This is a genomic window from Phyllobacterium sp. 22229, from assembly GCF_052056495.1.
GTDB lineage: Bacteria > Pseudomonadota > Alphaproteobacteria > Rhizobiales > Rhizobiaceae > Phyllobacterium > Phyllobacterium myrsinacearum.
This window is the reverse complement of record NZ_JBQEPA010000023.1, coordinates 1-24,421: the sequence shown is the minus strand read 5'-3', so window position 1 is coordinate 24,421 and position 24,421 is coordinate 1. Positions and strand designations below refer to the sequence as shown.

The following is a 24,421-nucleotide window of genomic DNA, read 5'->3' as shown; positions in this document are numbered from 1 at the left end:
CAAGGCAGAGTGCGTGAAGAATGCTCAATTCCCGTTCCTACGCCGGCATAACCCGGATCAGGTTCAAGGGTCCAGCTCGACGCTATCTCAGCACTGTACAGTGCCCCCCTCGGAATGAAGTCATGATGGAGCGGCGGGGGCGCAAAGTCAATCGCGCCGCTTTTGCATTTGGAAATTACTGCGTGAGCCGAATTTTTGAGTAATCGAACGCACAACCGGTTTTGAGCGTATACTCAAAGTCTGGCGTACCGCCGCCGCCATCTTCCCAGCCATGTCTTCTTGTAGAGCCGTCGCAACTCATGAGATCATTCATGATCACCGGCTTCCCCTCCCTTTCCGTGGTGGATTGAGCACCGTCGAGGGCCAGACGCCACGCGTCGTTTGCCCTGTCACTTCTGACCAGGAAAGCATTCGCGTTATCTTTGAGTGTCTTTTCCTGTTGAAACGTCAGATTGTCCGGGGTGGGCGTTATCTGATCGTTGGAACTGGTAGATGTTCTGCAAGTCTTGCTGACGTTCTTTTTGCCGACAGGACAACCGTCCTTCTTGACGACCATGGTGAAATAGAAGGTCTTGAATTTTCCCAACGAAAACGTTCTGGATTGTGCATCTACGGGTGGTATCGATGTTCCCTTGCCATCGGTCTGGCTGGCATTGGTGTATTCGAGAGCCGCCACTTCCTCCTCTGCGCCATTTTCTCTGACAACCATCACCGATATTCTTTTATAATAAGTTCCCTTAACCTTTGTGATGGTGAAGGTGGCATCAACCGGCGTCAACGCTCCGGATGCTATCGACGTGGTGCCAATGTCCATCGAATTCAGATTCAACACCTGCATGAAGGTTGTTTGCATCGGCCGCGCAACAGAGAGTTTGATCCGTGCCGGGACATCGTTCGTCACCGTCACATTGTAGGTAGCACCACTGCTGTCGAAGTCAGGAACGTTCGCACGCAAGCTTTTTTGAATGCGGCTCTTCACATCATCAAGATTGTTTCCCTTATAGGTCGATGCGCCCCACAGAACCGCGGCGTCCGCTGCGTTCTGTAGTTCGGCACGCTGACTGCTTGCACGGGTATAATCAACGGCAAGACCGGTTATGCCCAGAAGCGGGACCAGCAGCAGACCGAACGTCATTGCCGTGGCGCCACGCTTGTCTTTCAGGAATTGTTTGAAGTTTCTCATAGCCCGCTCCGGTTGTTGAGCGGACCATGAAGGCCATGCCGTAAATGCCTGCTTAGCAAAATCGTTCAGATTGTCTCAATCTGCGATAAGTCATGCGCCATGGTAAAAATCCCATAAAGCACGGCTTAGGCGGCAGGCGTGCCCGGCCGCACGAATCCCTCGCTGGCGACGAGCAGATTGCGCGTATAGGCCTGTGTCACCTTGCGGGCGGCAAGATCCGCGGCGGAAAGGCGTTCCACCTCGGCGCCATTCTGCATGACCATCAGCCGGTCGCACATGTGGGTGACCACCGCCAGATCATGGCTGACCATCAGGAAGGTCAGCTTGCGGTCGCGGCGTATCTGTTCCAGCAGGTTCAACACTTCGGCCTGCACGGAGGCATCGAGCGCCGATGTCGGTTCGTCAAGCAGCAGGATCGACGGTTCCAGGATCAATGCCCGGGCGATGGCGACACGCTGGCGCTGGCCGCCGGACAGCTGATGCGAATAACGGAAGCGGAAACTGGAGCCGAGCCCCACCTCATCGAGCGCGCGCAGAATGCGCTTTTCGATGTCGGCAAATCCGTGGACTGCCAATGGTTCGAGCAGCAGCCGGTCGACGGTCTGGCGCGGATGCAGCGAGCCATAGGGGTCCTGGAACACCATCTGCACTTCACGGTAGAACGCCTTGGTGCGCTTCCCGTCCAGCCGTTTACCGTTCACGCTGATCGAACCGCTGCTGGTCGGCGCAAGCCCGGCAACGGCCCGCAGCAAAGTCGATTTGCCGGAGCCGGACTCACCGACGAGCCCGAAGGATTCACCCGGCATCACGTCGAGGCTGACGCCCCGCAAGGCGCGGAAGCGATCAAACGTGACTTCAAGCTTGTCGACGACAAGCGCTTTGGCGGGAGATGTTGTCATGCTGCCCACTCCGGCTTGCGGTCGAGAACAGGCAGAGGATGGGTATCGGCACCAATTTTCGGCATGCAGTTCAGAAGCCCCTGCGTATAGGGATGTTTGGCATTGTGCAGGTCCTTGGCGGCGATCTCCTCGACGATCCGGCCGGCATACATGACGATGACCCGGTCGCAGAACGACGAGACCAGCCGCAGATCGTGCGAAATGAAGATCAACCCCATGCCGCGGTCCCGCACCAGATTGTCGAGAATGGCGAGAACATCCAGCTGGACGGTCACGTCGAGCGCCGATGTCGGTTCATCGGCGATCAAGAGTTCCGGGCCGGTGACCAGCATCATGGCAATCATGGCACGCTGTCCCATGCCGCCCGATACCTCGTGCGGATGCAGATCGAAGACGCGCTCGGGGTCACGGATCTGCACGGCGGCCAGCATGTCGAGCGCGCGCTTGCGCGCCTCGGATTTGCTGACCTTTTCATGGGTGCGCAGCGTTTCGACAATCTGCCGCCCGATGCTCATGACCGGATTGAGCGAATATTTCGGGTCCTGCAAAATCATGGCGATACGGTTGCCGCGCAGCGACCGCCGTTCGGCAGCCGAAACATGCAGAAGATCGATCCCGTCAAAATTCAGCGTCTCGGCGGTGATTTTCGCATGCGGCGGCGTCAGCCCCATGATGGCGCGCCCGGTCTGGGACTTACCCGAACCGGATTCGCCGACAATGCCGAGACGTTCGCGGCCGAGCGTCAACGATACGCCGCGCACGGCATCGACCACCCCTGTCCGCGTCGGAAACTGGACCCGCAGGTCCTTGACCGTCAAAAGCGTGCTCATTGGTTGTTGCCTCGCGGATCAAGCGCATCGCGCAGGCCATCGCCCAACAGATTGAAGCCAAGGCTGACGATCAGGATGGCAAAGCCCGGTGCTGCGGCAACCCACCACTGATCCATGATGAAACGGCGGCCCGACGCAATCATCGCCCCCCATTCCGGCAATGGCGGCTGAGCGCCGAGACCAAGAAAGCCAAGACCCGCGGCAATCAGGATAATACCGGCCATATCCAACGTCACACGGACAATCAGCGAGGACAGGCAGAGTGGCATGATGTGCCGCAGAACGATGCGGACCGGCGAGGCCCCCATCAGGCGGACGGCTGCAATATAGTCGGAATTGCGAATCGTCAGTGTTTCGGCCCGCGCAATACGGGCATAGGGTGGCCAGGATGTCACGGCGATGGCAAAGACCGCATTTTCGATGCCAGGTCCCAAGGCTGCGACCAGCGCAAGTGCAAGAATAAGCTTTGGGAAGGCCAGAAAAATATCGGTGAGACGCATGAGGATGGAATCGACCCAGCCTCCCGCATAACCCGCAGCGGTGCCGACGATCAGGCCAATGGGCGCTGCGATGATCGCTACGAGTATCACGACATAGAGCGTGAGGCGCGAGCCATAGATCAGGCGTGAGAGAATATCGCGGCCCTGATCATCGGTGCCGAGCCAATAATCACCACCGGGTGGCAACAGGCGCGCATTGCGCAGGTCGCCGATAACGGGTGAATGTGGTGCAAGAACATTGGCCAATGCTGCAACCACCAGCAGGGCGACGATAATGGCAAGGCCGGCAAGCGCCAGCCGGTTGCTGGCGAAGCGGCCCCACACCAGATAGGCGCGGCCAAGCCTTGCCTGCAGGCGCGATTGCGGGCGGTCACTCATCAGCCACTCGCGGCGTGACATGGGTGGAGGCGGTGTTTGGATCGTCTGGCTCATCGTGCGCGCGTCCGTGGGTCAAGCGCCTGATACAGAAGATCAGACAGGAGATTGATGGCAATGAACACTGCGCCAATGATAATGGTGCCGCCAAGGACCGCGTTCATATCCGCGTTTTGCAGGGAATTGGTGATATACAGGCCGAGGCCCGGCCACGAGAAGACGGTTTCGGTCAGGACTGAACCTTCGAGCAAATTGGCATAGGACAGGGCAATGACCGTCACCAGTGGCACGGCGGCGTTGCGCAAGGCATGGGCCCAGATGATGCGGGTTTCCGACAGGCCCTTGGCGCGGGCAGCAACGATATATTCCTGCTCCAGTTCATTGAGCATGAAACTGCGGGTCATGCGGCTGATATAGGCAAGCGAGAAATAACCAAGCAGCGACGCGGGCAGGATAATGAACGAGAAGATGTTCCAGAAGGCATCCCAATTGCCCTGCAGCACCGCATCAAGCAGATAAAAGCCGGTGATGGGGGTAAAGGTGTATTCATAGATGACGTCGATGCGGCCCGGCCCCGAAGTCCAGCCAAGCTTGGCGTAAAAGACCAGCAACGCCAGCAATCCGAGCCAGAAGATTGGCATGGAATAGCCAATAAGGCCGATAAGACGCACGATCTGATCGATCAGGCTGCCACGTTTGACGGCGGCAAGGACCCCAAGCGGTACACCAAAAAGGGTGCCGATGAGCGTGCCGAACGTGGCAAGCTCCATGGTGGCCGGAAACACCCGGCGAATATCGGTCATGACCGGATTGGAGGTCAAAACCGAACTGCCGAAATTGCCCTGCAACGCGCCTTTCACATAGATGAAAAACTGCTCATAGAGCGGCAGGTTCAGGCCGTATTCCTCGCGTACGCGCTCAACCACATGGGCAGGGGCACGGTCGCCGACGATCGCCAGGGCGGGATCGATGGGAATGACCCGTCCGATAAAGAAGGTCACGGCGAGAAGGCCGAGGAAAGTGATCGCGCCGATCAGCACGAAGCGGCCAATAGCAATGGCAAGGCTGGAGGCCCAGGCGCCTGAACGCCTGGCCTCCAGTTGTGTTTCTGTGGTCGTCATAATTTCAGCCTTGGGCGCTTGCCCTGATCATTTCGATACGGTGAAAACGTAGTTGGTATCGAAAGATGGTCCGAGCTTGAAACCCTTGAGATTCGAGCGGATACCGGCAACTTCCGTCTGCTGGAACAGGAGAACGAACGGGCTGGTAGCCAGAACCTTCTTCTGCAGATCCTGATAGGTCTGGGCGCGCTTGGCCGTGTCGCGTTCCAGCAGGGCCGACTTGGTTTCCTTGGTCAGATCCGGCACATCCCAGGCATTGCGCCATGCCAGTGTCTTGTTGGTGCCGGTATCGGCATTGTCCGGATTGCTGGTGAAGGTTTCCGCATTGGAGTTCGGATCCCAGTAATCCACGCCCCACTGACCGATATAGATGTCGTGGGTGCGGGCGCGGTACTTGGTCAGCGTCTGCTTGCCGTCGCCGGGGATGATCTCCAGCTTCACGCCGCCCTGGGCAAAGGTCTGCTGCACGGATTCGGCAATACCGGTGACCGGCTGGCCGTTGCGCACATCCATGGTCACCGAGAAGCCGTCCTTCAGGCCCGCCTTGGCCAGAAGTTCCTTGGCCTTGGCCACGTTGAGGGAATAGGGCTTTTCGTCCAGCTCACCCAGGATGCCCTTCGGCAGGAAGGTCTGGTGGATTTCGCCGATGCCCTTGATCAGCTTCTCGCCGATGGCGTCATAATCGACGAGGTATTTCAGCGCTTCACGCACTTCCGGCTTGGCCAGATTGGCATTCTTCTGGTTGAGGCTGAAATAATAGATCGTGCCCTTGGCTGCGCTGGTCGTCTTGATGTCGCTGTTCTTGACCACCTGTTCGAGATCGTTGGGCTCCAGATTGCGGGCAACGTCGATATCGCCCTTTTCCAGGAGCAGACGCTGCGTGGCGCTTTCCTTGACATGGCGGTAGATCACGCGGTTGAGCGGTGCCTTGGTGCCGTAGTAATTGTCGTTGCGCTCTAGAACCAGGATTTCGTTGGCGCGCCAGTCGCGGATCTTCATCGGGCCGGAACCGGCATAATTGGTCTTCATCCAGGCATTGCCGTAGTCATTGTCGACCACATGCTGCGAGACCAGTTTCTTGTCGACGACGGATGCAACCGTCGATGTCAGGCAGTTGAGCACGAAGCTCGGGGCATAGGGCTGGTCGACGGTGAAGACGAAGGTGCTCGGGTCGGTCGCCTTGGCCTTTTGCGTGACATTGTCCGGCTTCAGGCCGAACTGGGTGAGGATGAAGGCCGGGCTCTTGTCGATCTTGATGGCGCGCTCGAACGAATAGGCGACATCATCGGCCGTCAGCGGATTGCCGGAGGCAAATTTCAGGCCCGGCTTCAGCTTGAACGTATAGGTCAGGCCATCGTCGGAAACCGTCCAGCTCTCGGCAACGTCCGGAATGATCTTCGAGGGATCATTGATGTCGAGGCGCACCAGTTTGTCATAGGTATTGCCGTTGATCTCGCCCATGGTGAGCTCGAAGGCCTCGCCCGGATCAAGCGTAATCACGTCGTCGATGGCGAAGGCTTCGACCAGCGTATCGGCTGGCGTTCCCGCCCATGCAGGCACACCGGATATCACGAGCGCGGAGAGCGCCGCACTTCCGACAAGCAGCCGGAATTTTGCATTTAACTGGTTGATCAACATAGTAGTCACCCCTGTTTTTTGTATTGTTTCAGTTCGTTTCATGCCAGGCGGACCGCAGGACGCGCATCCAGTTTCCGTAGCAAATCTTTGCAAGATCCTCGTTTGAATATCCAGCATCTTCCAGCGCTTTGACAAGCGCCTGATTGCCTGCCGCGTCAGTGATTTCGCTGGGGATTTTAGCACCATCGAAATCCGAGCCAAGGGCCACGCAGTCAATTCCCATGCGATTGACCATATAGTCGATGTGGCGGACCATATCGCTGAGCGGCGTGTCGGCATTCTCGCGCGCGTCCGGGCGCAGCATCGCGACCGCATAGTTGAGGCCAACCAGCCCCTTGCGCTCGCGAATGGCATCGAACTGCTTGTCGGTCAGATTGCGCGCGACCGGCGTGAGCGCATGAACATTGGAATGGCTGGCAACCAGCGGCTGATCGCTGATCCGCGCGACATCCCAGAAACCCTTTTCGGTGATATGGGCGAGATCCACGAGAATGCCGAGCCGGTCGCATGCCCTGACCAGATCCTCGCCCGCAGCCGTCAGGCCAGGACCGGTATCCGGGTCGGCGGGATAGGCGAAGGGAACGCCGTGGCCGAAAACATTGTTGCGGCTCCAGACTGGTCCGAGCGAGCGCAGCCCTGCCGCATAGAAAACCTCAAGTGCCGCCAGATCCGGCCCGATCGCCTCGCAGCCCTCGATGTGCAGAACCGCGGCGAACATGTCCCTGGCCATCGACTCCTCGACATCGGCGGTGGAACGGCACAGTTTCCATCCGCCCGCCTGTTCCAGACGCAGCGCAATCGACGCCATTTCCAAGGAGATGTCGAGGGATGGTGCACGTTCAAGCGGCGCAGCGAGCGGGGTAAAATAATGCCCCTTGGCGTCGGGCGCCTTGAAAGCAAGATCGCCTGACGGAACATAGATGGCGCACAGGCCGCCAATAAGTCCGCCCTTCAGCGCACGGCTTTTGTCGATGTGGCCCGATGTGGTGCCTTCGATGAATTCGCGAACCGGGTCGGCGCCGTCTTTTGAATGTTTCCACAACCGGTAAAGCACATCGTTGTGACCATCAAAGACAGGCTGCATTTCAATTCCCACTCAGGTTACCCGACAAGGCACACCCACCGATAAATCGTTTCATCAACGTCCGGTGCCGCGCGCTTCTTCTTCGACAAAAGATCATGTCACGGAGGAACAGGCAAGATAGGAATTGTACAAAAGTATAATAGCAACCCCATTTGTGCCGAGCCACCTGTGTGGATGGATTGCAACCTGTGGATCGTGGTGGCCAGCTCTCTGGCGTGGTAGCAACAAACTCAAGCGCACAGCACAGTTGTATTGCGTGCCGTTACGGGTTACATCTTGTGATAATCAGTTTCAGACATAAGGGACTTGAGACCTTCTATTACACTGGATCCGCCCGAGGAATACAGGCCGCACATTCAGCGAAGCTGACACTGATTCTAACTGCGCTGGATGCCGCAGAAACACCCAGACAGCTGAGACTCCCGGCATTCAAACTTCATCCGCTTAAAGGTCAGCTGAATGGCTATTGGTCGATCTGGGTCAACGGTAATTGGCGCGTGACTTTTCGCTTCAGCAACCAGAATGTCGAGCTGGTCGACTATCGGGACTATCACTAGGAGCAACCATGATGAAAAGCCCTACACACCCGGGAATTGTCTTGAAAGAGACCGTGCTCACTCCGCTTGGCATTAATGTCAGCGAGGCTGCAGACCGGCTGAGCATGTCAAGGCCGGCACTTTCCCGGGTTCTCAATGGACATGCTGCAATCAGCCCCGAGCTTGCCCTTCGCTTGGAGGCAGCCGGGGTTAGCGAAGCCAAATTCTGGTTGAATATGCAAATCAACTACGATCTTGCACGAGCGCGGGCATCTGCCAGACCTGCCGTCAAGACGATTCAGCCGCCAAAAGCGGCGTAAGAGCCAGCGATTGCCGCCAAAACGGCGCTTTCAACTCGGCTTTATTCACGCCGATTTCGATCTGCGGGCGGTGGCCTGACGGCAACGCCCGCAGCCGGGTTTATGTCCGGGATCAAACGTCCAGATTGGCAACGCTCAGCGCATTGTCCTGAATGAACTCGCGGCGCGGCTCCACATCATCGCCCATCAGCCTTGAAAACAGGCTGTCGGCATCCGTGGCGTCATTGACCTTGACCTGCAGCAGCGAACGCGCATTGGGATCAAGCGTGGTTTCCCACAATTGATCGGCGTTCATTTCACCCAGCCCCTTATAACGCTGCAGCGACAGGCCCTTGCGTCCCGTGGCAAAGACAGCCTCAAGCAGGGCAATCGGCCCGGCCAGGGATTCGGACTTTTCCTTGCGGCGCAGGACAGGCGGCTTGCCGTAGACTTCCTGCAGGCGCGGGGAATAGCGGTCGAGCTGGCGCGCATCGGCCGAACCGATCAAGGCCATATCGAGCGTCACGGTTTCCTTCACGCCGCGCAGCGAACGTTCCAGGACATAACCATCAACACCGTCATCCGGGGTCGCAAGCCGGCCGGTCCAGCCCTTTTCCGTCTCTTCGGCAATCAGGTCGAGGCGGGCAGCGACTTCCTTCACCAAAAGCTCAGCGCGCGGCGTATCGGAAATGGCTTCCGGATTGAGCGCTCCGGCGATAGTCGCCTGCTCGACGACAGCGCGGTCATAGCGCGTGTTGAGGCCCAGCAGGAGATGACGGACGGCCAGGGCATCGTTGATGACAGACCGCAAATCGGTGCCGGCCCGCACTTCGCCGCCGGTCAGTTCCAGCGATGCTTCTTCAAGGCCGGAATCAATCAGGAACTCCTCGAAGGCCGCTTCATTCTTGATATATTGTGAGGACTTGCCGCGCGACACCTTATAAAGCGGCGGCTGGGCGATATAGATATGGCCACGCTCGATCAGTTCCGGCATCTGGCGAAAGAAGAACGTCAGCAGCAGCGTGCGAATATGCGCTCCGTCGACGTCGGCGTCGGTCATGATGATGATCTTGTGATACCGCAGCTTGTCCGGGTTGAACTCGTCCTTGCCGATGCTGGTTCCCAGCGCCAGGATCAGCGTGCCGATCTGGTCGGAGGAGAGCATGCGGTCCAGCTTGACGCGCTCGACATTCAGGATCTTGCCGCGCAGCGGCAGGATGGCCTGGTTCTGGCGCGAGCGCCCGCCCTTGGCCGAACCACCGGCGGAATCGCCCTCGACGATGAAGATTTCCGACTTGGCCGGATCGCGTTCCTGGCAATCGGCAAGCTTGCCGGGCAGCGAGCTGATGCTCAGCGAATTCTTGCGGGTGATGTCACGCGCCTTGCGCGCGGCCTCACGGGCGGAGGCGGCCTGGATGACTTTTTCCACCAGAACCTTGCCTTCGGCGGGATGCTCTTCCAGCCAGCTCGACAAGGCTTCGTTGACGAGACTTTCGACAACCGCGCGCACTTCCGATGAAACGAGCTTGTCCTTGGTCTGCGACGAAAATTTCGGGTCCGGTACCTTGACCGAGAGAACGGCCGTCAGACCTTCGCGGCAATCGTCGCCGGTCAGCGATACCTTTGCCTTCTTCGCCTGCCCGGTGTTTTCGGCATAGCCGGTCATCTGGCGCGTCAGCGCACCACGGAAACCGGCCAGATGCGTCCCGCCATCGCGCTGCGGAATGTTGTTGGTGAAGCACAGAACATTTTCGTGATAGCTGTCATTCCACCACATGGCGACTTCCACCGTGGTGTCATCGCGTTCGCCGCGAATGTAAATCGGTTCGCTGACCAGTTCCTTTTTGGTGCGATCGAGATATTTGACGTAGGCGGTCAGCCCGCCTTCGTAAAACAGCTCAAGCTCGACCGGATCGGCATGGCGGCGGTCAGCCAGAAGGATGCGGACACCCGAGTTCAGAAACGCGAGCTCGCGCAGACGATGTTCCAGCGTCTTGAAATCGAACTCGACCATGGTGAATGTTTCGGTCGAGGGCAGGAACGACACTTCCGTGCCGGTCTCGCCATTGGAATCGCCGATTTCCCGCAGCGGAGCATCGGCAACGCCATGGGTGAAACTCATTTCATGGATTTTGCCCTGGCGGCGAATCTTGAGACGCAGCCAGACCGACAGGGCGTTGACCACGGAAACACCCACGCCATGCAGACCGCCTGACACCTTGTAGGAGTTCTGGTCGAACTTACCGCCGGCGTGCAGCTGGGTCATGATGACCTCGGCGGCGGAGACGCCTTCCTCGTGCATATCCGTGGGAATCCCGCGCCCGTTGTCGGTGACGGTGCAGGAACCATCGGGATTGAGCGTGACGGTGACGCGGGTCGCATGACCGGCAAGCGCCTCGTCAATGGCGTTGTCAACGACTTCATAGACCATGTGGTGCAAGCCGGAGCCGTCATCCGTATCGCCGATATACATACCCGGGCGCTTGCGGACAGCATCCAACCCCTTGAGAACCTTGATAGAATCTGCACCATATTCCGGTGAGGTTCCGGTCGTCATCTCAGGTGTATCACTCATATAAATTCAATCTTTTCTTGGCGCCGTGAACTGGCGTGAAGGACCCGGGCGAATCATGCCCGGCTACAGACCTAGATATAGTGGTTAATGTACATTTTTCCAATTCTTAGCCTATAGGCTATCCACGGATCATGGCCAAAAAACGCCTGATTGACACGGAAATCTGTGCCTGAACCCTGCGGTATGGCGCAGATTCGGCGTGAGCAGGGCCAACCTTTTCCCGCAATTTGGTCCGGACGCTATAGTCTGACCTGAAACGTGACCATGTACGCTACCTGATCATCTGAATTCCCGCCGATTCCGGCTGTGCAATGGGAGACTGGGCGCCGAAAAACGCCTTGACCTCGGCAAAGTCGAGACTGCCGCTTTCGTCGCGATCGATTTCCCTGAAATGATCGGCAAAATAGCCCACACCGGCTTTTTCCGCCGAAGCGACGGTGACGCGCTGCGTGGCAGGGTCAGCAGCCCGGTCGAACAGAGAGCGGATACGCCGGTCGACAGCGCTGCCTACGCCCTCCGGCGTGATCGGCTCGGGACGTTCCTGTCCCGGCTGACCATGCGGCGGAATGGCGCGCAGCACGCGCGTCCGCATGTCTGGATCCGGCCGGGTCAGATTGATGGAATCCCCGGCATGGGAAGCCGGCGCTTGAGCGCTGACGGCGAGCAAAACCGCGGTGATCCACAAAGCACATTTATTCATGGCTATCCCCTCCTGCGAGCGGCGCATTCAACGCGGCAATCATGTTCGTCTGGGGCTGGGCATAGAATGCATCGAGATCCTGCATGACATGTTCATAGGAACGGGTCTTGCCGGGCAGGATGCCGTGACCGCCCTCATAGGTTTTGACCGGCACCTTCGCCGCCAAGCCAGCGCGCGTTATGTTCAGTTCCGTTTGATGAAACACGGTGTTGAGGTCGTAATAGCCGTGCTGGATGAGAACTTTCAGGCTGGGGTTCAAGGTCAAGGCAAACGCCATATCCGGAAGACTGGTTGCGAACCTGCGTTCGGCACCAGGCAGCCTTGGATCAGGCAAGTAATTCCAGTTGTCGATGATGCGGCCGTTGAGACCCAGATACTCCGACGTCGGCTTGTAATTCATGAAACCGGCCTGATAGGTCTTTATGAAATCGTAATAAATATCAGTCCGGTCCAACATCGGATCGATTGTCTGCCTGGGCAAAAACTTCCGTCCGTCATTGATGAAAAGCTTACCCTGCGCCGGATCAAACCTTTCAAGGAATTGCAATGAATTGAGATTGGGGGTTTCGATCCAGGGATTGTCCTTGGGCATATCCCCTTTCTGGTACGGTTTGCCTATGCCGGTAAGCGTGTAGAGCCTATTGAGGAAATCTTCAGCATTGGGTTGACCTGCGTCCGAAACGGACCAGTTGGGTGCCTTGAGGTAAGCGTCCCAGTTGATTCGGTCAGAGGCCGCTTGCGAAACACCCGGGAATACGGCCCGATACAGACTGTTGAAAGTGGTGGCAAATGCGCGGACATCCGACAGGAATCTCGCAATCTTTGGGGCCACAGATGCTGGATCGGCCGTTGTCAGGTCCTCGGCCGTCAGACCCTGACGTCCTGCGGGTTTGCCGTGATAGGCAGCAACCATGGCGTAGGTGGGCAGCGCTCCCCCGCAGGAGAAGTTGGATCGGCTGCAGTCTGTTTTAACGTCCAGCATGGGCGAGTTCAGGATCAGTCCGGCAAGGATATTGGCCGGCTTGCCATCCGGGCCAGCCATATAGTCGCGGCTGCCACTTTCGATGAGCCGGCGCCCGATGATGGGCGCACGCAGACCGCCATAGGATACACCGTAAATATATTTCGGCGAGCTTTGCCGGCCGGTGAGGTTGACGTAACGGGTAATGAAATCACGCAGGACTTCGGCATCGCTGTCGACGCCCCAGAAATCAGCATTTTCATGCGGCCGGATCGCTGTGGAATAGCCCGTGCCAACCGGATCGACAAACACAAGATCGGTTTTGTCGAGCAGCGTATCAGGATTATCGAGCAGCCTCAGTTCCGGCGATACCGGATCGGCTTTCTTCGGCCCAAGGAAATCGAGATCCAGAACTGCAGATGCGCCGCCCGGCCCGCCATTGAAAACGAAGGTAACCGGGCGGGTTTCGCGCGGCAGGTCATCACGCGTATAGGCCGTGTAGAAAATGGCGGCTTGCGCATCGAGCCCAGCCAGATCAGCTGGCTTCGGCGGGGCACTTTCCCAGTCATAGGCGATCATATGACCGGCGGTTGCAGTGAACGGAATGACGTTCCCCTTGAGGTTGATCGTCTGTGCCTTGCTGGAAGGCGTTTCGCTCACGGCCAGGCGGTCCACCGCATCGTGGAACCCATAGGCAAAGACGGCACTCCCGGGCACCGGCTGCACGGGCTTGGGCGCCGGGGTGGTAAAAGTTCCTGACGAGGCGGTTGAATCGGATTTTCCGGAATCGGAACCGCCACTGCAGGACGCGAGAAACACCGCCAGCAGGAGCCAATACAGGCGAAAAGCCATGGTCACAACCTCACAATATAAATCGATAAAATACTTAAGCTATTGATATAATGAGATAAAAACTGAGAGCATATCTGGTTTTCGGCCGGCCGTTTCGACTGACTCACAAAAATGGCAGCCTATGGGATGAGTACACCCTGCCCGGCCATCCCTCGTCAATTAGCCATTGGTCGATAGGCCAACGGCAAACCGGCGAAAAGCCGGGGCATTGCAGGAATCAGGGCTGAATGGGTGGACATCGGGAAACACCATCCCCACATTCCGGGTCTGGAGGCTGCCATATGGACACTGTCAGAACCGCATTCATTCCCCCCGCACCGGTGCCGCGCACGGGCCCGGTTGGTACGATCGAACTGATCCGCACCATTTACCGCAATCCGCTCGAATTGTGGGGAGAGCCGTCCTACAATGAACCATGGGTATCCATCGACTGGGCCTTCCAGCACACGATCATCGCCAATGATCCCGGCCTGATCCGCCATGTCCTCGTCGACAACGCCAGGAATTACAAGATGGCGGCGGTGCGCCAGCGCATCCTGCGCCCGATCCTGCGCGACGGACTGCTGACGGCCGAAGGCGAGACCTGGAAACGCTCGCGCAGGGCGATGGCCCCGGTGTTCACCCCGCGCCACATCAACGGTTTTGCCGCAGCGATGAAGCGGACCACGGAAAGCTTTGCCGAACGCTATGAAAGCGTGGCAGGCACCATCGACGTGTCCCGCGACATGACGATGCTCACCTACGATATTCTGGCGGAAACCCTGTTTTCCGGCGAAATTGCCGGCGAACCCGATGAATTCGCTCATGAAGTCGACCGCCTGTTCGAGACAATGGGGCGGGTCGATCCGCTGGACCTCCTCGGCGCGCCGGGCTGGCTGCCGCGCTTCACCCAGATCCGCGGCCGCAGGGCACTGGCCTTCTTCCGCAAGATCGTTGCCGAGACGATCGTCCTGCGCAAGGCGCGCATGGACCGGGATGGCGATGCCGTTCCCAACGATTTCCTGACATTGCTGCTGCGCGCGGAAGGGCCGGACGGACTGTCGCGCGCCGAGATCGAAGACAATATCATCACCTTCATTGGTGCCGGGCACGAAACCACGGCACGCGCGCTGGGCTGGACGTTCTATCTGCTGGCGCAGGCGCCATGGGAACGCGATCTGATCGAGCAGGAAATCGACGCCTTCATGCAGCAGGACCCGCTGCCGGCGCCACATGACTGGCTGAACGCCCTGCCCTTGACGCGGGCCGCCTTCGAGGAGGCCATGCGGCTCTACCCGCCAGCGCCGTCGATCAATCGCGAACCGGTGGAAGACGACCAGTACAAGGATCTGCATATTCCCAAGGGGTCCGCCATTCTGGTCATGCCGTGGACGGTGCATCGTCATCGCCTCTACTGGGACAATCCTGAAGCCTTCGTGCCCTCGCGCTTCCATCCGGAAAACCGCGACAAGATCGACCGCTTTCAGTACCTGCCGTTCGGCGCCGGGCCGCGCGTGTGCATCGGTGCCAGCTTTGCGCTGCAGGAGGCCATCATCGCGCTGGCAACGCTGCTGCACCGCTACCGTTTCGATACGGTGGGCACCGCAAAGCCATGGCCGGTGCAGAAACTCACGACGCAACCCGATGGCGGACTGCCCATGGCGGTTTCGGCAAGGCGGTAGGGAATGGCTGCCAGACAACCAAAATCCTCACCCATTGATTTCACCTGAAATTAAAGCTATATTCCTTTCAGATGAAAGGTTTGGATATGTCGGCACTCACCCAACGCACACCGGAACACACCAGCAAGACCGCCGTTGTTTCCAAGGCCCTGCTGCGGTCGTCCGAATTGCTCGGGCTGACCGCCAAGGAACTGTCGACCGTGGTCGGCCTGTCGGAGCCCAGCATATCGCGCCTGAAGCGCAGCGAGGATGGCGCGCCGCTCACCGGCAAGAGTTACGAACTGGCGCTGCTTTTCATCCGGCTCTATCGCTCGCTGGACGCCATTGTCGGCGGTGACGACAGCGTCGCCCGGCAGTGGATCCGCACCGACAACAGCATGCTGGGGGGCAAGCCGCTCAACCGCATCAAAACCATTGACGGTCTCGCCCATGTCCTTGCCTATCTGGACGCCCGACGCGCTCCGATCTGAGGCGCGCGACCGGCATGGCGCCTGCTGGCGTCTCGTCGAGGCACAACACCGCGTTTCCACCATGAAACTTGTCGATACGCTCGACGAGCAGGCTCTGCTCGAGGACGAGATCGAAGCGACCAAGCCGCCTTTGCCGCCGGATTGCGCCCGGCTCGATTATCTCCTGGCAACACCGTTCCGCTACGGTCGTTATCCCGGCAATTCCCGCTTCCGGCGCGAGGGCTATTCCCCCGGCGTGTTCTATGCCAGCGAAGCGGTTGAAACGGCAGTGGCCGAGACGGCATTCTACCGCCTCCTGTTCTTCAGCGAGAGCCCGGGAACGCCTTGGCCGCGCAATGCGCTGGAATTCACCGCATTCGAAAGCCGCTATGCCACCAAGCGCGGCATCGATCTGACGGCGGCCCCCTTTGCCCGGCATGCGGAGCACTGGACCCACCTGACCGACTATTCGGCCTGCCTTGCGCTGGCCGACGCGGCGCATCAGGCAGGCATCGAGATCATCCGCTACCAGTCGGTGCGCGACCCCGCGGGCGGCGCCAATCTGGCCCTGCTCACATGCGGCGCCTTTGCCATGCCGCGCCCCACGCATACGACCACGTGGCGGCTGGTGTTTTCCGATTACGGCGTCAAGGCCATCTGCGACCAGCCGGACATCCGGCTGGGTTTCAGCCGCGCGATCTTTGCCCGCGACCCGCGCATGGCCGGGGTGCTGCGCCGTTAAGACGAACCGAGCCGCGCGGCGTGCCAGGCGATATGATCGGCCATGAAGGTGGAAATGAAGAAATAGGAATGGTCGTAGCCATCGCGCATGTGGAGCGTCAGCGGAATGTTGGCGTGCCGGCACGCCTCTTCCAGGAGCCACGGGCGCAGGCCGTCATCGAGAAAGCCGTCGGCCTTGCCCTGATCCACCAACAGTTCCGGCACGCGGTGACCATCCTCGATCAAAAGCACGCTGTCATAGGCGCGCCAGGCCGCCTCATCGGTGCCGAGATATTTTTCAAAGGCCGGACGCGACCAGCCCGCGACACCCGGCCGGGCGATCGGGGCGAAGGCGGAAACCGAACGGTAACGGCCGGGGTGTTTCAACGCCAGCGTGATGGCGCCGTGCCCGCCCATGGAATGGCCGAAAATACCCTGCCGCGCCATATCGACGGGAAAATTGGCGCCGATCAGCGCCGGCAGTTCCTGCGCGATATAGCTCGCCATGCGGTAGTTGGCGGCATAGGGCGCCTCGGTCGCGTCGAGATAAAATCCGGCGCCTGACCCGAACTGCCAATTGTCCTTTTCATCCGGCACGTGATCGCCGCGCGGGCTGGTATCCGGGCAGATGATGGCAACGCCGTGCGCGGCCGCCGCCCGGCGGTATTCGCCCTTGTCCATGACGTTCTGGTGGGTGCAGGTGAGGCCCGAGAGATACCACAGCACCGGCACCGGGCCATCCTTGGCCTGCGGCGGCAGGAACACTGCAAAAGTCATGTCGCACTGGCAGACATCGCTGCGATGGCGGTAGACACCCTGCGTGCCGTCAAAACTTCTGGCGATCGATAGCGTTTCCATGACAATTCCCGTGATTTTCTGAGCTGATTACTGGCCGAGCGCGACAGCGACATTGACCGCCGCTGCGACAAGCACCGTGTTGAAAAAAAAAGAAACGATGGCGTGCAGCAGGTTGACCCTGCGCATTTCGGTGCTGGTGACCGCCGTATCGGAGGTTTGCGCGGTCATGCCGATGACAAAGGAGAAATACAGAAACTCGATGCCGCCCGGCTCCTTTTCGCCGGGGAAATCCAGCCCGCCCACATGTTTGCGCGGCTTGTCCTTCGTACCCTGCGCCGTTTCATCCGGCTGCCAGTAGAGATGGGCATAATGGATGGCGGCCATGGCATGGATGGTCGCCCAGCCCAGCGGCACGGCGGCCAGCGCGGGCACAAGATTGATCAGCTGCGGGTTCTTGCCGCTGTTGATCAGCACGAAAAGCGAACCCACCGCCACGACAACCGTGCCGAGGGTAACGGCAAAGATGATCGCCATGGGTTCGTCGGAACGGGCGGCATTCTTCCGGAGAAAATCCGCCGTCAGCCGGCGGATCTTGAACGCCGTCAGGATGAGATAGACGATGAAGAAGGTGTTTGCCCCGAGCACATAGGCAAGATGCGGATAAAACATCAGGGCAAGCGCCAGCGCGGCGAGACCGGCGATGGCGGCGATATAAAAGGGGTTGTGCCGGCGCAGCATCGGCCGTCTACCGCGATGTCTGGGCCGTCACGGGCCGCTGCATGTCGACATGGGGAATACCGTCTTCCAGATATTCGCCCGACACCGGCAAAAAGCCGAAGGATTCATAAAACCGCTGCAGGTGGCTTTGTGCCGACAGCGCGATGGGGCGGCCGGGAAAGCGGGTTTCGCAGGCGGCAATGGCCTCTGCCATCAGCGTCTCGCCGAGCCGCTGGCCGCGATGCGCGGGCGAAACGACGACCCGGCCGATGCGCGCCGCATCCATGCCGCCATGCGGCGGGCGCAGGCGGGCGCTCGCCACCAGCGCATCGCCCTGGAGAAGCCGCAGGTGCAGCGCTTCACCATCCTTGCCGTCGAGTTCCGGATAGGGGCATTTCTGCTCGACCACGAAGACATCGACCCGCAGGCGCAGCATGGCATAGAGATCGCGCGGGCTGAACGCATCCATCCCGCGCACATCCACCCTGTAGCCGTCACTGGCCATCAGAAAACCACGACCGAGCGGATCGATTTGCCCTCATGCATCAGGTCGAAGGCGGTGTTGATGTCCTCGAGCGGCATGGTGTGGGTGATGAGCGGGTCGATCTCGATCTTGCCTTCCATGTACCAGTCGACGATTTTCGGCACATCGGTGCGCCCGCGCGCGCCGCCAAAGGCCGTGCCGCGCCAGTTGCGCCCGGTGACGAGCTGGAACGGCCGCGTTGCGATTTCCTTGCCGGCTTCGGCCACGCCGATGACGATGCTGGTGCCCCAGCCGCGATGGCAGCATTCGAGCGCCTGGCGCATGACATTGGTGTTGCCGGTTGCATCGAAGGAGAAATCCGCGCCGCCATCGGTGAGGTCCTGAATGGCCTGCACCACCTTGTCGTTGCCGACCTCGTTGGGATTGACGAAATGGGTCATGCCGAATCTTTTCGCCATCTCGACCTTGGCGGGGTTGAGATCGACACCGATGATCTTGTCGGCGCCGACCATGCGCGCGCCCTGGATGACATTGAGGCCGATGCCGCCGAGACCGAACACCACCACATTGGCGCCGGGCCAGACCTTGCCGGTATAGATGACGGCGCCGATGCCCGTCGTCACGCCGCAGCCGATATAGCAGATCTTGTCGAAGGGCGCGTCCTCGCGCACCTTGGCCAGCGCGATCTCAGGCAGGATGGTGAAATTGGAAAAGGTGGAGCAGCCCATGTAATGGAAGACTTCGCCGCCGTCGCAGGAGAAGCGGCTGGTGCCGTCGGGCATGACGCCCTGCCCCTGGGTCGAGCGGATGGAGGTGCACAGGTTCGAGCGCTGCGACAGGCAGGTCTTGCACTGGCGGCATTCGGGCGTGTAGAGCGGAATGACATGGTCGCCGACCTTCAGCGAGGTGACGCCGGCGCCAAGCTCGCGCACGATGCCCGCGCCCTCATGGCCGAGAATGGCGGGAAATTTGCCTTCGGAATCAAGGCCGGAGAGCGTGTAGGCATCCGTATGGCACACGCCGGTGGCCATGACCTCCACCAGAACCTCGCCCGGCTTCGGCCCGCCGATCTCGATGGTTTCGATGGTCAGTGGCTTCCTGGCTTCCCAGGCAACGGCGGCGCGCGATTTCATGCGGATTCTCCCTGATGCGTCTTTCAACATGCGGTCTACTGATTTGCAGTTGTGCACTATCAGGATCACACCGGGGATCGTCAATCAAATCGGCGACATTTGCATGCGCAAATGCCGCCGGTTGCTGTATCAGGGCCTGTCTTGAGGCCAATGGCCTGTCACGCGGGCCCTATTCGACCACCTGCACCTCGCCCTTGGCCTGGCGTTTCACCGGCGAACGCGCATCGAGAAAGCGCTTATATTCGCCATAGGTGATGAAACCATCGCGGTTGGCATCAATCTCAGCGAAATGGTCGGAGACAAAACCCCATCCGACGGCTTTGGCTGCTGCCATTGTGACAAGCTGCGAGGACGGATCGGCGGCCTTGTCGAACATTTCCTTGAGATGGCCGTCGACCTGGGCCTGCAGCCCTTCCGGGTCCAGCTTGGGCGGGACATAGCCCTCCGGATAGGGCGGCGGGGCGCCGAGATAGTCGCTGACCTGGTGCAGGCTGGAATGAACCACCGGTTTGGCCATGGCGGGCACCTGCGCCGCTGCGGGCATGGCAGCAGCCAGACTGCCGGTGAGCGTCAAAAACATCAGAGAACGATAGATTGTCATGATCCTGTTTCCCATTTTTCGAGCGGCCGGGTTCAATGGAAGGTGCCGGGATTGCTGACCGGAACGACCGGAGGATTTGCTGCTGGCGGCGGCGCTTTTTGATCTGCCTGAGCCTTCTTCGCCTCTGCCTCTCGCTCCTTCAAGAGGGACTCATCCGTCTTGAAGACATTTGCGTTGTCTATGTCCAAATTAATTTCCGAGAGGGCGCGTTCTATATCCATTGAGGCGTTTCCGAGCGATTTATATTTCTCCTTTTGCGCTGCAGACACACCAGGAGCGCTCATTAAATCGTGATAGATACCTTGGATTTTCTGCGCCTGCACTACGAGAAAATCGCGCTTCTTGGTGTTCTCCTCTCGTAAGTTGGGCGGCGCTGCTGCAGCCGCAGGCTTGGCGGGAACGGTCACCGGTGGCACGGCCACTGCCTGCGATTGGGGAGCTCCAACAGGCTGACCATTGTTGGCCACAGCCGCAGGCCCGGTGGATTTGTTCTTATCCTGCGTCCCTTTGGATTCAGGCTCGACGACAACGGCTGGCGGCGGCGCGTCCTGCGATTTTTGGGCTTTAACATATGATACGAGCTCTGCAAGGATGATTTTTACTCTGTCGACCAAAACAGGATCGTCAAGCAAAGCGGGATTCTTTATATGGTCTACGTACACTTTGTGTAGTGCAAGAACATCATCTTGCACCTTCTTGTCTTTAATCGCTGCAAGCTCAGCCTGATCAGCAGCACGAGTGGGATCAAACTTGCCAACAATTACTTTTATTCTATTTACCAAGAAATATTTTCTAACTTGTGGAAGAGCGGATTTTACTTGATTAAACTTAACGGGATCATTAAGCAATGCGGGTTCTTTCGCGTACGATTGCAACAAAGAAACATCTCCTGCCACCTCTTTATCTTTAATATTGCGAATATCGATAACATTAAGGGCACCGACCTCCTCTTTGATTGCTGCCACCAATTTATCTATATCGAGCTGAGGTATTTTAGGTTGCACCGGCCCAGATGCCGCCTCTGCAAGAGGCGTGATACTGCCGGGCGTCTGGCTCGCCACGTGCGGGCTTGATGAGGAACCGGTTCCAGGGCCGCCGAGTGTTCCGGCATAGAACTGGTCCAGCACCGCCTTCATCGGTGCCCGCGATGCTTCATTGCTGTAGGTCATATGGCCGCCTTCAAAGGTTTTTAACGGAATGCGATCCGTCAATCCGACATCTTCAAGATCAAGTTCCGTCTGGTGGAAGGGCGTGACCAAGTCCGTATAGCCATGCAGGACAAGTACCTTCAGGCCGCTTTGCAGGGTCAGACTTTCGATGAGATCCGGAATACTCGTTCGCAGGCGGCTGGTGCTGAATTTCACGTCCGGATCAGGCGTCCAATCCCAGGAGTAAATGACATGGTCGTTCATCCCCATATAGGGCGCGGTCCTGTTGATATAGCCGACAAAGCCGGGCAAAAGACCGGCCATGGCCGCATTGCCGCCGGCGGTATCGGCGAAACTTGGATCATAATTCATGCCCGGCACGCTCATGCGGGCGTCATAGACATTAAAACTATATCCCGGGATTAGCTTGTTAAGAAATATGTTATAATCCATATTTGGGTATCGCACCCACGGGCTATCGATGGTTTTTATGGGTTGACCCAAGCCAGTGTACTTGTACAAATCTCTCAAATACTTGAATCCGTTGGTAGACGATACATAGTTTGACCAAGCTTGTATTATAGGGCATTCAACGTCTTTCCAAGCTGAACCCAGCAAAAGCTTTTGCGTTGTTTGATCGATCAAATAATCGAAGTAAGCTCCGCTTTTAACCATTTTTTCTGTTCGTGGGATTTCTCCTTTTACTGCAGAAGGCACAGCTTGTTTTAGGGCAACAAACTCCTTGCCGGAAAGCGGCTCGCGCTTGAAACTCGATATATCGACACCAATTTCAATCGGTAACGGCGGCGAATTTTTTACAGCCTCCTTAGCCTGCGACGGCACACACAATTTGGTTAGCGGGAAAAGGGGCTTATTGATTGTGAGTGGCAATGTTATTGCTGAATCGATTTCGTCCACGGCGGTCATGAACGCCCAAACAGGCGTTGGTGCAATAGCCCCATAATACTTCAATTTCTCTTCTTTCGCTTCTTCAGATAGATGCCTGAAGTACTCTGAATCAGGCGTTGCCAATTCCTCAAGGTAGTCCTGTTGCACAGTCTTCCCCGACGGGTTGGTTATTTTACTGACGATCGTCTTTTGCACCGTGCGATAGGATGTGGCTCCAAATGCGCGGACATCCACAAGCAAATCTTCAAGCGGACGCTCGCCCCGCGCCGGCAGCAGGCCGTAATAATCGGCCGTGGCCGCATAGGTCGGCAACAGGCCTTCGCAGGAGGCCTTAGAGCCCAGGGTGCAACTGCTGTTATAATCGAGAACCGGCGATTGCAGGACGATGCCGGAGAGCGCGACGGGCGGCTTGCCCGAGGGATCGGGCAAATAGTTGGCGCTTCCCGCCTCGAGCAGAAGCCGCGCGGTGATCGGCGTGCGGATGCCGCTATAGGATTCGCCATAGAGATATTTGGGCGAACTCTGGCGATTATAGGTGTTGATGTAGCGGGTGATGAAATCACGCAGGATTTTCGGGTCGCTGTCAACGCCCCAGAAATCCTCGTTCTTGTGCGGCGCTATGGCCGAGGAGAAGCCGGTGCCGACCGGATCGACAAAGACAAGATCGCTCTGGTCGAGGAGTGTCTCCGCATCGTCGATCACCGGGAACGCCGGCTGGTCTTTCTCAAAATATTCCGGCGGAATGACCGGCGGATTGATGACCATGCGTTTGGGCGCCCAGGAGCCGAGATGCAGAAATTTCGACGAGGCTCCCGGTCCGCCATTCCAGAAGAAGGTGACGGGGCGATTTTCACGCGGCAGATCATCCCTGGTATAGCTGGTGTAGAAAATGGCCGCCTGCGGGTCACTGGCGCCATCAGCCGCAGCCGGCTTGTAGGCGATGAGATGGCCTGCGCGGGCGGTGAATTTCACATCCTCCCCGCCGATTTTCATGCTGTGGTGCATGACCGAAGCGGCCTCGCTTACCTGGCTCAGTTCAACGGAGTTGCCACCCTTGAGGCCATAGAACGTTTTATCCTCCAGCGGCATGTCCCTGTCAGGATCAGGTGCCGCCGCAACGGCCGGAGCCGTCTCCGCAGAGATATCGAAGGTTCCGCCCGGCGTATCCGCCGTAGACGGCGAGTCAGATGAATTGTTGCAGGCGGCCAATGCAGCCAGCATTGACAGCGAGAGAATTCGTAATTTCATGTGTGAAAAATTCCCCAGTTTTAAAAATGCTTTTGAAAAAGGCCAAGCTGTCAAATGGGATGAGGTGCTGTCAATTGAGCGAAAGTCTCAACAACCGAGGAAATGCAGAGAGGTTGTGACCGCCTATATCCCTCCGTCACCACAGAGAAAAGGATGGACTTAACGCCACAAACCTTGTCAAAACGGCCGGAGATTTCACCACTGGATTTTGCCGTGCCTGACCTGCCCCTCCTGCCCGTGACCGAGATTTTTCCCGCGCTGGACGGTGCGCTGGCGGGCGGCACGGCGGCGGTTGTGGTGGCGCCGCCGGGCGCCGGCAAGACCACGCTCATTCCGCTGCATCTGCTTGGCGCGCCATGGCGCGGGGACCGGACCATTATCCTCCTCGAACCGCGCCGTCTCGCCGCCCGCGCCGCCGCCAGCCGCATGGCCAACCTGCTGGATGAGGAGGTGGGTGCCACCGTCGGTTACCGCATGCGGCTGGAAAACAGGGTGTCGGCGAGGACGCGCATCCTCGTGGTGACCGAGGGCGTGTTCGCCCGCATGATCCTCGACGATCCCGATCTTGCCGGTGTCGCCGCCGTGCTGTTCGATGAATTTCACGAGCGCAGCCTCGACGCGGATTTCGGCCTGGCGCTGGCGCTCGACGTGCAGGCGGCGCTGCGGCCGGACCTGAAGCTTCTCGTCATGTCGGCCACGCTCGACGGCGCACGCGTGGCGCAGCTCCTCGGCGATGCGCCGGTGCTGGAAAGCAAGGGCCGCTCCTTTCCCATCGAAACGCGCTATCGCGAGCGCAGGCCGGATGAGAAGATCGAAGAGGCCATGGCGCGGGCGATCCGCGACACGCTGGCAACGGAAACGGGTAGCATTCTGGCCTTTCTTCCCGGACAGCGCGAGATCGAGCGCGCCGCCGAAGCGCTGGACGGGCGCGTGGGCGCCGATACGCTGATCGTGCCGCTCTATGGCGCGCTCGAAGGCCGCGACCAGGATGCGGCGATCC

General features: G+C 58.8%; 22 protein-coding genes and 1 riboswitch. Of the genes, 6 read left to right on the top strand and 16 right to left on the bottom strand.

The features are described 5' to 3' along the window. Positions 1 to 17 precede the first annotated feature (17 nt). A riboswitch (TPP riboswitch) is annotated at positions 18 to 120 on the bottom strand. 55 nt (positions 121 to 175) lie between these two features. From ACTJJ7_RS23010 to ACTJJ7_RS22980, 7 genes are all read right to left on the bottom strand, one after another. Further along, positions 176 to 1,183, bottom strand: coding sequence for a TadE/TadG family type IV pilus assembly protein (locus ACTJJ7_RS23010; protein WP_440968940.1), 1,008 nt, complete (start codon positions 1,181 to 1,183; stop codon positions 176 to 178). Between the two features lie 125 nt (positions 1,184 to 1,308). Next, positions 1,309 to 2,082, bottom strand: a complete 774-nt coding sequence (locus ACTJJ7_RS23005) for an ABC transporter ATP-binding protein (RefSeq protein WP_440968939.1) — start codon at positions 2,080 to 2,082, stop codon at positions 1,309 to 1,311. Further along, entirely contained in the window at positions 2,079 to 2,912 is an 834-nt protein-coding gene (locus ACTJJ7_RS23000; RefSeq protein WP_440968938.1) for an ABC transporter ATP-binding protein, read from the bottom strand. Before ACTJJ7_RS23000 ends, ACTJJ7_RS23005 begins: the two co-directional genes overlap by 4 nt. Then, a complete protein-coding gene (gene nikC / locus ACTJJ7_RS22995; protein ID WP_440968937.1) occupies positions 2,909 to 3,844 on the bottom strand; it encodes a nickel transporter permease in 936 nt (311 codons plus the stop codon). Before nikC ends, ACTJJ7_RS23000 begins: the two co-directional genes overlap by 4 nt. After that, positions 3,841 to 4,908 carry an ABC transporter permease gene (locus ACTJJ7_RS22990; protein WP_105737940.1) on the bottom strand — a complete coding sequence of 356 codons (1,068 nt, stop codon included), beginning with the start codon at positions 4,906 to 4,908 and terminating at the stop codon, positions 3,841 to 3,843. The genes nikC and ACTJJ7_RS22990 overlap by 4 nt, the downstream gene beginning before the upstream one ends. A 27-nt stretch (positions 4,909 to 4,935) precedes the next feature. Continuing rightward, positions 4,936 to 6,546 carry an ABC transporter substrate-binding protein gene (locus tag ACTJJ7_RS22985; protein WP_440968936.1) on the bottom strand — a complete coding sequence of 537 codons (1,611 nt, stop codon included), beginning with the start codon at positions 6,544 to 6,546 and terminating at the stop codon, positions 4,936 to 4,938. A gap of 28 nt (positions 6,547 to 6,574) precedes the next feature. After that, a complete protein-coding gene (locus ACTJJ7_RS22980; RefSeq protein WP_440968935.1) occupies positions 6,575 to 7,630 on the bottom strand; it encodes a dipeptidase in 1,056 nt (351 codons plus the stop codon). A 170-nt stretch (positions 7,631 to 7,800) separates the two neighbouring features. Between ACTJJ7_RS22980 and ACTJJ7_RS22975 the strand changes: the two genes are divergently transcribed. Then, positions 7,801 to 8,187 carry a type II toxin-antitoxin system RelE/ParE family toxin gene (locus ACTJJ7_RS22975; RefSeq protein WP_342635172.1) on the top strand — a complete coding sequence of 129 codons (387 nt, stop codon included), beginning with the start codon at positions 7,801 to 7,803 and terminating at the stop codon, positions 8,185 to 8,187. An 8-nt stretch (positions 8,188 to 8,195) separates the two neighbouring features. Continuing rightward, the gene (locus ACTJJ7_RS22970) at positions 8,196 to 8,486 is read left to right on the top strand and encodes a HigA family addiction module antitoxin (protein WP_440968934.1); all 291 of its coding nucleotides are present in this window, start codon (positions 8,196 to 8,198) and stop codon (positions 8,484 to 8,486) included. A 112-nt stretch (positions 8,487 to 8,598) separates the two neighbouring features. On the opposite strand, the gene gyrB is transcribed toward ACTJJ7_RS22970, so the two are convergent. The 3 genes from gyrB to ACTJJ7_RS22955 form a co-directional block, all read right to left on the bottom strand. Further along, positions 8,599 to 11,040, bottom strand: a complete 2,442-nt coding sequence (gyrB, locus tag ACTJJ7_RS22965; RefSeq protein ID WP_105737950.1) for a DNA topoisomerase (ATP-hydrolyzing) subunit B — start codon at positions 11,038 to 11,040, stop codon at positions 8,599 to 8,601. Between the two features lie 271 nt (positions 11,041 to 11,311). Next, positions 11,312 to 11,740: a hypothetical protein gene (locus tag ACTJJ7_RS22960; RefSeq protein ID WP_130268502.1), complete on the bottom strand. Its 429-nt coding sequence runs from the start codon at positions 11,738 to 11,740 to the stop codon at positions 11,312 to 11,314. Further along, a complete protein-coding gene (locus tag ACTJJ7_RS22955) occupies positions 11,733 to 13,553 on the bottom strand; it encodes a S10 family serine carboxypeptidase-like protein (protein WP_440968933.1) in 1,821 nt (606 codons plus the stop codon). The genes ACTJJ7_RS22960 and ACTJJ7_RS22955 overlap by 8 nt, the downstream gene beginning before the upstream one ends. A 281-nt stretch (positions 13,554 to 13,834) precedes the next feature. On the opposite strand from ACTJJ7_RS22955, the gene ACTJJ7_RS22950 reads away from it, so the two are divergent. From ACTJJ7_RS22950 to ACTJJ7_RS22940, 3 genes are all read left to right on the top strand, one after another. Further along, positions 13,835 to 15,214, top strand: a complete 1,380-nt coding sequence (locus tag ACTJJ7_RS22950; RefSeq protein WP_105737956.1) for a cytochrome P450 — start codon at positions 13,835 to 13,837, stop codon at positions 15,212 to 15,214. An 86-nt stretch (positions 15,215 to 15,300) separates the two neighbouring features. Beyond that, the gene (locus ACTJJ7_RS22945; RefSeq protein WP_105738136.1) at positions 15,301 to 15,684 is read left to right on the top strand and encodes an MbcA/ParS/Xre antitoxin family protein; all 384 of its coding nucleotides are present in this window, start codon (positions 15,301 to 15,303) and stop codon (positions 15,682 to 15,684) included. Further along, positions 15,644 to 16,405, top strand: coding sequence for an RES family NAD+ phosphorylase (locus ACTJJ7_RS22940; protein ID WP_130268499.1), 762 nt, complete (start codon positions 15,644 to 15,646; stop codon positions 16,403 to 16,405). Before ACTJJ7_RS22945 ends, ACTJJ7_RS22940 begins: the two co-directional genes overlap by 41 nt. Here the strand turns inward: ACTJJ7_RS22940 and fghA are convergent. The 6 genes from fghA to ACTJJ7_RS22910 all read right to left on the bottom strand — a co-directional run bounded on the left by fghA (position 16,402) and on the right by ACTJJ7_RS22910 (position 23,421). Further along, positions 16,402 to 17,241 (bottom strand): S-formylglutathione hydrolase, encoded by an 840-nt coding sequence (gene fghA, locus ACTJJ7_RS22935; protein ID WP_440968932.1) that lies wholly within the window; start codon positions 17,239 to 17,241, stop codon positions 16,402 to 16,404. The two genes, ACTJJ7_RS22940 and fghA, sit on opposite strands and share 4 nt — an antisense overlap. A 27-nt stretch (positions 17,242 to 17,268) precedes the next feature. Next, the gene (locus ACTJJ7_RS22930) at positions 17,269 to 17,919 is read right to left on the bottom strand and encodes a DUF1345 domain-containing protein (RefSeq protein WP_440968931.1); all 651 of its coding nucleotides are present in this window, start codon (positions 17,917 to 17,919) and stop codon (positions 17,269 to 17,271) included. Positions 17,920 to 17,926: 7 nt separating this feature from the next. Then, the gene (locus tag ACTJJ7_RS22925) at positions 17,927 to 18,403 is read right to left on the bottom strand and encodes a GNAT family N-acetyltransferase (protein ID WP_440968930.1); all 477 of its coding nucleotides are present in this window, start codon (positions 18,401 to 18,403) and stop codon (positions 17,927 to 17,929) included. After that, positions 18,403 to 19,515 carry an S-(hydroxymethyl)glutathione dehydrogenase/class III alcohol dehydrogenase gene (locus ACTJJ7_RS22920; RefSeq protein ID WP_105737967.1) on the bottom strand — a complete coding sequence of 371 codons (1,113 nt, stop codon included), beginning with the start codon at positions 19,513 to 19,515 and terminating at the stop codon, positions 18,403 to 18,405. Before ACTJJ7_RS22920 ends, ACTJJ7_RS22925 begins: the two co-directional genes overlap by 1 nt. Positions 19,516 to 19,684: 169 nt before the next feature. After that, positions 19,685 to 20,116, bottom strand: coding sequence for a hypothetical protein (locus tag ACTJJ7_RS22915; RefSeq protein WP_440968929.1), 432 nt, complete (start codon positions 20,114 to 20,116; stop codon positions 19,685 to 19,687). A gap of 32 nt (positions 20,117 to 20,148) precedes the next feature. After that, positions 20,149 to 23,421 carry a S10 family serine carboxypeptidase-like protein gene (locus tag ACTJJ7_RS22910; RefSeq protein ID WP_440968928.1) on the bottom strand — a complete coding sequence of 1,091 codons (3,273 nt, stop codon included), beginning with the start codon at positions 23,419 to 23,421 and terminating at the stop codon, positions 20,149 to 20,151. Positions 23,422 to 23,634: 213 nt separating this feature from the next. On the opposite strand from ACTJJ7_RS22910, the gene ACTJJ7_RS22905 reads away from it, so the two are divergent. Then, positions 23,635 to 24,421: DEAD/DEAH box helicase (locus ACTJJ7_RS22905; RefSeq protein WP_440968927.1), on the top strand; the 787-nt coding region annotated here is incomplete at its 3' end.